The following is a 7,233-nucleotide window of genomic DNA, read 5'->3' on the forward strand; positions in this document are numbered from 1 at the left end:
TTTCCTGCATTCCAACGGAGACATCGATGAGTCAAAGCAAGCAGCCCCTCGACGGACAGATCGCCTGGGTCACGGGGGGCGGCAGCGGCATCGGCCTGGCCGGCGCCATCGACCTCGCGAAGGCGGGTTGCCGCGTCGTGATCTCCGGGCGCGATGCCGCCAAGCTCCAGGCCGCGGTGGCCGAGGCCGAAGCCAAGGGCGCGCCGCAAGGCCGCATCAGCGCCATGCCGCTCGATGTCGGCGACCGGCCTGCGGTCGACACGGTGGCGGCGGCCATCGAGGCCGAACACGGCGGCGTCGACATCCTGGTCAACAGCGCCGGCGTCAACTTCCCCAAGCGCTTCTGGAGCGAGACCGACGGCGACACTTTCGCCAAGGTGGTGAACATCAACCTCAACGGCGTCACCTTCTGCACGCTGGCCGTGCTCAAGGGCATGCAGGCGCGGCGCCGCGGCACGGTGATCAACATCGCCTCCTTCGCCGGCTGGCACCAGAGCTTCCTCACCGGCCCGGCCTACGTGGCGAGCAAGGCCGGCCTGATCGCGATGACGCACAACTTCAACATCGAGCAGTGCGTGCACGGCCTGCGCGCCACCTCGGTGTGCCCGGGCGAGGTCGCGACGCCGATCCTCAAGAACCGGCCGGTGGAGCCGAGCGCGGAGGACAAGGCGCTGATGCTGCAGGAAGAAGACCTGGGCCGCACCATCCGCTTCATCGCCGAGATGCCGCCGCATGTCTGCATCAACGAACTCGTGATCGCGCCGGTCCACAACCGGATCTTCATGGGCGGCAGCGAGTTGCAGCGGCGCTGAGCCTCAAGCCGGCGCGGCCTCGCCCGCGTCGCCGCGCCCGATGCGCCGCACCTCCAGCTGCCGGATGCGCTGCGCATCGGCGTCGGTCACGGCGAACTCGAATGCGCCGTGGCGCAGCGTTTCGCCCACCACCGGCACCCGGCCCAGCTGCGCCAGCAGGAAGCCCGCGGCCGAGCTGTAGCTGTCGTCCTCGCTCACCAGCCCCTCGGTCTCGAGCATGCGCTCGAGCTGGTGCAGGTCGGCGGCGCCGGCCACGCGCCAGAGGTCGGGGCCCATGGCCTGGATCTCCAGCGCCTCGTCCTCGTCGGGGAACTCGCCCGCGATCGCCTCCAGCACGTCGATGGGCGTGACGATGCCCTGCAGGGTGCCGTACTCGTCGTGCACCAGCGCGACCTGGCCGCGCGCATTGCGCAGCGTGTCGATCAGGCCCATCACCGGTCCGCTTTCGGGCACGTAGATCGGCTGGCGCAGGTCGGTCAGCGGGTCGATGCGGCCGTGCGCGAGCAGCGCGCCCAGCAGGTCCTTGGCGCGCGCGATGCCCAGCACCTCGTCGAGCGAGCCGCGGCACACCGGGAACATGCCGTGCGGCGTGTCGAGCAGCTGCTGGCGAATCGATTCGGAGGGATCGTCCAGGTCGACCCAGGAGATGTCCGAGCGCAGCGTCATGATCGAGCTGACCTTGCGCTGCGCGAGCTTGAGCACGCCGCTGACCATGTCGCGCTCCTCGGGCGCGAACACCGCCTGTTCGGCCGCGGCCTCGGCGCTCGAGGCGCCGCCGTCCGCGGCCGCCTGCCGCTGGCCGCCCAGCAGCCGCAGCACCGACTCGGCCGTGCGCTCGCGCAGCGGGCGGCGCGCCTGCTGCTTCACGTAGTTGCGGCGCGCGAGCTGGTTGAAGAACTCGATCACGATCGAGAAGCCGATGGCGGCGTAGAGGTAGCCCTTGGGCAGGTGGAAGCCCAGGCCCTCGGCGACCAGGCTCAGGCCGATCATCAGGAGGAAGCTCAGGCACAGCACCACCACGGTCGGGTGTGCGTTGACGAAGCGCGTCAGCGGCTTGGACGCCAGCAGCATGATGCCGATCGAGATCACCACCGCCGCCATCATCACCGGCAGGTCGTTGACCATGCCCACCGCGGTGATCACCGCGTCGAGCGAGAACACCGCATCGAGCACCACGATCTGCGCCACCACCAGCGAGAAGCCCGCATAGACCGGCGAGGCGGTGCTCGCATGCGTGACGCCCTCGAGCCGCTCGTGCAGTTCGGTGGTGGCCTTGAACAGCAGGAACAGGCCGCCCACCAGCAGGATCAGGTCGCGCCCCGAGAAGCCGTGGCCCCAGACCGAGAACAGCGGCGTGGTCAGCGTGACCAGCCACGAGATCACCGACAGCAGCAGCAGGCGCATCAGCAGCGCCAGGCTCAGGCCGATCACGCGCGCCCGGTCGCGCTGGTGCGGCGGCAGCTTCTCCGCCAGGATGGCGATGAAGATCAGGTTGTCGATGCCGAGCACTATCTCGAGCACGACGAGCGTGAGAAGACCGACCCAGGTGGCCGGGTTGGAAAGCAGTTCGATCATGGGGTGTGGGGAAGCACGGTCGCGGGCGACGCGATGTGCGGGGGGCGCGGGCCCGGAATGACGCCATCCATCACGGGACGGCCGAAGGGCACGGGGAAGAAGCGGTGCTGCGGTGGCAGCGCTGTCGCGCCGGGAGGTTGGCTGGCCTGCGCCAGCCCCGTACTGGGAGGCTCGGAGAGAGAGTTCACCACCAAAGTTTAGGGCATCCGCCACGGCGCCCCGGAATTCCCCCAGCCGGACGACCGGACTCCCGCCGGTTCAGGCCCGCACGCTCGGGCCCGCACGCTCAGGCCAGCACGATCCAGGCCGGCGCATGGTCGCTGGCGCCCGGGCGCCCGCGCACCTCGCGGTCCACGCCGGCCTCGCGCAGCCGCGGCGCGAGCTCGGGGTTGAGCAGCAGGTGGTCGATGCGCAGCCCGGCGTTGCGCGGCCAGCGGTTGCGCCAGTAGTCCCAGTAGGTGTAGATGCGCTCGTCCGGATGCAGCGCGCGGATGGCATCGGTCCAGCCCTGTTCGAGCAGCCGCGCGAAGGCGGCGCGGCTCGCGGGCTGCAGCAGCGCGTCGTCGCGCCAGGAGGCCGGGTTGTAGATGTCGGCGTCGGTCGGCACCACGTTGTAGTCGCCGCACAGCACCACCGGCAGCCCGCTGCGGAACAACCTGGCGGCATGCGCGTTGAAATGCTCGAACCAGGCCAGCTTGTAGTCGAACTTCGGCCCCGGTTGCGGATTGCCGTTGGGCAGGTAGAGGCAGCCGATCACGATGCCGTCGACCATGGCCTCGAGGTAGCGACTCTGCACGTCGTCCTCGAAGCCCGGCAGGCCGCGGCCGGTCTCGATCGGCTCGCGCCCGCGCGCCAGGATCGCGACGCCGTTCCAGGCCCGCTGGCCATGGAACAGCACGCCATAGCCCGCGGCCCGGATCGCCGCGGCGGGGAAGTTGGCATCGGGCGACTTGAGCTCCTGCAGGCAGGCCACGTCGGGCTTCGACGTCTGCAGCCACTCCAGCAGCCGCTCCAGCCGGCCGTTGACGCCATTGACGTTGAAGGTCGCGATCTTCATCTCAGCGCTTGGTCGCGATCTCGCCTGTCGCGACCTGGGCCCGGAAACGCTTGAGCACGGCCTTGAGCCGGCGCTCGTGGGCCAGGCCCACGCGCACCATCATCTTCTGGCCGCTCGACAGCGACTCGAGCGCGGGGTCGGCGAATTCGTAGCGCGTCCAGGGCCGCGCCGCGGTGAACTCGCCACGCACCTCGGTGAGCTGCACCGCGACCGGGCCGCCGGGCTCGGGCGCCGCCAGCAGATGGTCGATGGCCGCCACCAGCCGGTCGTTGAAGTAGCGCCCCGGATAGCCCAGTTCCTCGTAGGCCTGCTGGAACAGCGGGTACAGGCGCGCGTAGAGCGCGGCCACGCGCTCCGCGTCGAGGGCCTCGGCCAGGGCCACGATGGCGTCGTAGCGCGCCGCATTGGCGGCGTCGATGTGCTGCGTCGGACCGGCCGCACCCGTCACGCTGAAGTGCTCGGGCGTGGGCTGCACCGGCCACAGCCGCGACGGGGTCTGGGCACGCGGCAGGTTGTCGACGGTGGCCACCACGCGGCGCACGAAGCCATCGACGTTGAGCATGGCGACCACGCGCTTGGCGCCCAGCCAGCCGTTGAGGGCCGAGGTGATCTGCGCATCCGAAGCAGCCAGCGTGGGCAGCACCGCATCGGGCTCGGCCAGCGCATCGATCGGGTTCTGGGGCCCGGAGGCGGCCGGCTGCGGCGCGGGCGCCGGCGCATCGGCGGGCGCCGCGGCCGCGACCGGCGGTGGCGCAGGCGGCGGCTCGGCACGCTGCTGCCACCAGTACCAGCCACCACCCGCGGCGGCGATGGCGAGCAGCACCAGGATGACGATCTTCGAGGCCGAGCTCTCGCGCGCGGGCCTGAAGTCGGAGGGTTCGCGTTCGGGCATGAAGCAGTTCCTTGGTTCCGTCGCCGCAGGCGCGGCAACGCAGTTCATTGGAAACCATGCCTCGCCGCAGCGGCGTAACGCCTTGTGTAACCCGCAGGCCACGCGAGGCATGGGCCTTGTCCACGCATGGCCCACATGCTAGCGCGAGGAATCGTTGCTTGGGCAAGACCATGACAGGGGTACGATGGCGCCCGGAAAGTTCCCCACCCGCCCTCGGCCGCCCTCCCCCGCCCCGCCATGACTCCTGCGAAGACCGGCCCGTTGTCCGCATGGGAGCCCGCAGCCGGCACGCCTTACTACCGCCAGATCTACGACCGCTTTCGCAGCGCGATCGACAGCGGCCTGCTCAAGCCCGGCGACCGCATCCCTTCGGCGCGCGCGCTGACCCAGGAACTGGGCCTGGCACGCGGCACGATCGAGGCCGCCTACGCCCTGCTGGCCGCCGAGGGCTACATCCAGGCCCGCGGCCAGGCCGGCACCATCGTCACGCCGGAACTCAAGCCACGCATGCCGGTGGCAAGTCCTGCCGCGGCGGTGACCGACGGTGCGCCCCGGCTCAGTTTTCGCCCCGACTCGGTCCTGCCTTTCCAGATGGGCCTGCCCGCGCTGGATGCCTTTCCGCGGAAGATCTGGGCCCGGCTGGGCGCGCGCTGCGTGCGCGCGATGCAACCGCTCGACATGACGCATCCCAGCGTCTATGGCCTGCCCGCGCTGCGTGCCGAGATCGCGGCCTATCTCCAGGTCTCGCGCGGCATCCAGTGCACGCCGTCGCAGGTCTTCCTGACCTCGGGCTACCGCCACAGCATCGAGCTGATCGGCCTGGCCCTGCTCAAGGCCGGCGACCGCGTCTGGCTCGAGGACCCCGGCTACCCGCCGACCAAGGCCTTGCTGCAGCACCTGCGCATGGCCTGCGTGCCGGTGCCGGTCGATGCCGACGGCCTGGTCGTGTCCGAGGGCCTGCGCCGCGCGCCACGGGCGCGCGCGGCGGTGGTCACGCCCGCGCACCAGAGCCCGCTGTGCGTGTCGCTGTCGCTGCCCCGGCGCATGGCGCTGCTGGACTGGGCCGCGCGCAACGAGGCCTGGATCGTCGAGGACGACTACGACGGCGAGTACCGCTATGCGAGCCGCCCGCTGCCCGCGCTCAAGAGCCTGGACCGCGAGGGGCGCGTGCTCTATGCGGGCACCTTCAGCAAGGTGCTGTTCCCGAGCATCCGGCTGGCCTACCTGGTGGTGCCGCAGCCCCAGGTCGAGCGCTTCGAGCAGGTGCTCCAGACCTTCGCCGGCGGCAGCCCGGCGCTGACGCAGGCCATCGTGACCGCCTTCATCGCCGAAGGCCACTTCGCGCGCCACATCCAGCGCATGCGCAAGCTTTACGCCGAGCGCCGCGATGCGGTTCGGGCCGGGCTGGAGAAGGTGCTGGGGTCGCGCCTGCGCATCGACTCGCCGCCCGGCGGCATGCACCTGATCCTGCGGCTGCAGGGCCGGCGCTCGGACCGCAAGCTGGCGGCGCGCATGCGGGAGGCCGGCCTGTATGCGGAAGCGCTGACGAACTGGACCCAGGACCACGAGGGCAGCCCGGCCCTGCTGCTGGCCTTCACGAACATCGAATCGCAGCAGGCTGCGGAAGCGCTCGGGCGACGCATCCTGGCCTTGATGTGAAGGCCATCATGGCCCAGTTCCAAACACCGATCATGGCTCTTCTGGAATAGGCCAAGATTGCGCACCATGGCGTCCTTCCCTTCCCGTCAAACACAAGGACCTTCCATGACGACCCCTCGCATCGACTACGCCCGCGTCTCGCCCGACATCTACAAGGCCTTCGGCGCCGTGCACACCGCCGTGCACAAGAGCGGCCTGCCCAAGGCGCTGATCGACCTGGTCTACCTGCGCGTGTCGCAGATCAACGGCTGCGCCTACTGCATCGACATGCACTCGCGCGACCTGCTCAAGGCCGGCCTGGCGGTGGACAAGCTGGTGCTGGTTCCGGTGTGGCACGAAGCCGGCGCGGTCTTCAGCGCCCGCGAACGCGCCGCGCTGGCCTGGGCCGAAAGCGTGACGCGCGTGGCCGACACCGGCGTGCCCGATGCCGACTACGCGGCCGCCACGGCCGCCTTCGACGACAAGGAACTGGCCGACCTGAGCTATGCGATCGCGCTGATGAACGCCTTCAACCGCTTCGGCGTCTCCTTCCGCATGGCGCCGGCCGCGGCCGTTGCGGCCACCAGCGCCTGAGGCCGGAGGGCCGCGGCGGCACCGAAAGTGCTTGGGGCTTGGCGGCACAATGCCCGCAACCCCTTCGCACCCGCCGCCATGGACATCGACTTCTCCCAGCTCACCGAATACCAGCGCTATAAATTGATGGCCAGCCTGATCGTGCCGCGGCCGATCGCGCTGGTCACCACGCTCGGGCCCGACGGCACCGTCAATGCCGCGCCCTTCAGCATGTTCAACATGGTGGGCGAGGAGCCGCCGATCGTGATGATCAGCCTCAACCGGCGCGACGATGCCTCGCTCAAGGACACGGCGCTCAACATCGTGCGCACCGGCGAGTTCGTGGTGCACATGGCCGACGAAGCCATCGCCGCGCAGATGCACCGCTGCGGCGAGCACCACCCGCCCCATGTGAGCGAGCTCGACGTGGTCGGCTTCACCGCGCTGCCCAGCAAGGTGGTCGCGCCGCCGCGCATCGCCGAGGCGCCGGTGGCCTTCGAGTGCACGCTGTTCGAGACCATGGAGACCGCGAGCCGTCAGGTCTTCATCGGCCAGGTGCGCTGGATGCATGCGCGCGACGAGCAGGGCCTGTTCACCCTATTTCCGGGGTCGCGAAGGCCTGCCACGGCGGGCCAATCAAGGCGCGTGACGCTGCGCGTGCTGAAGCACGCGCAAGGAACGCAACG

7 protein-coding genes are annotated in these 7,233 nt (G+C 70.2%); 4 read left to right on the top strand and 3 right to left on the bottom strand.

Annotated elements, in window-relative coordinates:
• Positions 1–26 precede the first annotated feature (26 nt).
• On the top strand, positions 27–812 hold the full coding sequence (locus QTI20_RS11025) for an SDR family oxidoreductase (RefSeq protein WP_286547916.1): 786 nt from the start codon (positions 27–29) through the stop codon (positions 810–812).
• 3 nt (positions 813–815) lie between these two features.
• Here QTI20_RS11025 and QTI20_RS11030 read toward each other — a convergent pair whose 3' ends face one another.
• From QTI20_RS11030 to QTI20_RS11040, 3 genes are all read right to left on the bottom strand, one after another.
• Positions 816–2,384, bottom strand: coding sequence for a TerC family protein (locus tag QTI20_RS11030; protein WP_286550936.1), 1,569 nt, complete (start codon positions 2,382–2,384; stop codon positions 816–818).
• A gap of 289 nt (positions 2,385–2,673) precedes the next feature.
• A complete protein-coding gene (locus QTI20_RS11035; RefSeq protein ID WP_286547913.1) occupies positions 2,674–3,444 on the bottom strand; it encodes an exodeoxyribonuclease III in 771 nt (256 codons plus the stop codon).
• Position 3,445: 1 nt separating this feature from the next.
• Complete coding sequence (locus tag QTI20_RS11040) at positions 3,446–4,336, bottom strand: DUF3014 domain-containing protein (RefSeq protein ID WP_286547910.1); 891 nt, start codon at positions 4,334–4,336, stop codon at positions 3,446–3,448.
• 237 nt (positions 4,337–4,573) lie between these two features.
• Here QTI20_RS11040 and pdxR point away from each other — a divergent pair, with 237 nt between their 5' ends.
• The 3 genes from pdxR to QTI20_RS11055 all read left to right on the top strand — a co-directional run.
• Positions 4,574–5,995: a MocR-like pyridoxine biosynthesis transcription factor PdxR gene (gene pdxR, locus QTI20_RS11045; RefSeq protein WP_286547908.1), complete on the top strand. Its 1,422-nt coding sequence runs from the start codon at positions 4,574–4,576 to the stop codon at positions 5,993–5,995.
• Positions 5,996–6,100: 105 nt separating this feature from the next.
• Entirely contained in the window at positions 6,101–6,568 is a 468-nt protein-coding gene (locus QTI20_RS11050; RefSeq protein ID WP_286547906.1) for a carboxymuconolactone decarboxylase family protein, read from the top strand.
• A 78-nt stretch (positions 6,569–6,646) separates the two neighbouring features.
• A partial coding sequence (locus QTI20_RS11055) for a flavin reductase family protein (protein ID WP_286574187.1) occupies positions 6,647–7,233 on the top strand: 587 nt, incomplete at its 3' end.

This window comes from Variovorax sp. J2P1-31 (assembly GCF_030317215.1).
Classification (GTDB): domain Bacteria; phylum Pseudomonadota; class Gammaproteobacteria; order Burkholderiales; family Burkholderiaceae_C; genus Variovorax.

Excerpts from the sequence above, each read along its gene's own strand:
- QTI20_RS11025 (WP_286547916.1), top strand. The coding sequence starts at position 27 with ATGAGTCAAAGCAAGCAGCCCCTCGACGGACAGATCGCCTGGGTCACG.
- QTI20_RS11050 (WP_286547906.1), top strand. The coding sequence starts at position 6,101 with ATGACGACCCCTCGCATCGACTACGCCCGCGTCTCGCCCGACATCTAC.
- QTI20_RS11035 (WP_286547913.1), bottom strand. The coding sequence starts at position 3,444 with ATGAAGATCGCGACCTTCAACGTCAATGGCGTCAACGGCCGGCTGGAG.
- pdxR (WP_286547908.1), top strand. The coding sequence starts at position 4,574 with ATGACTCCTGCGAAGACCGGCCCGTTGTCCGCATGGGAGCCCGCAGCC.
- QTI20_RS11040 (WP_286547910.1), bottom strand. The coding sequence starts at position 4,336 with ATGCCCGAACGCGAACCCTCCGACTTCAGGCCCGCGCGCGAGAGCTCG.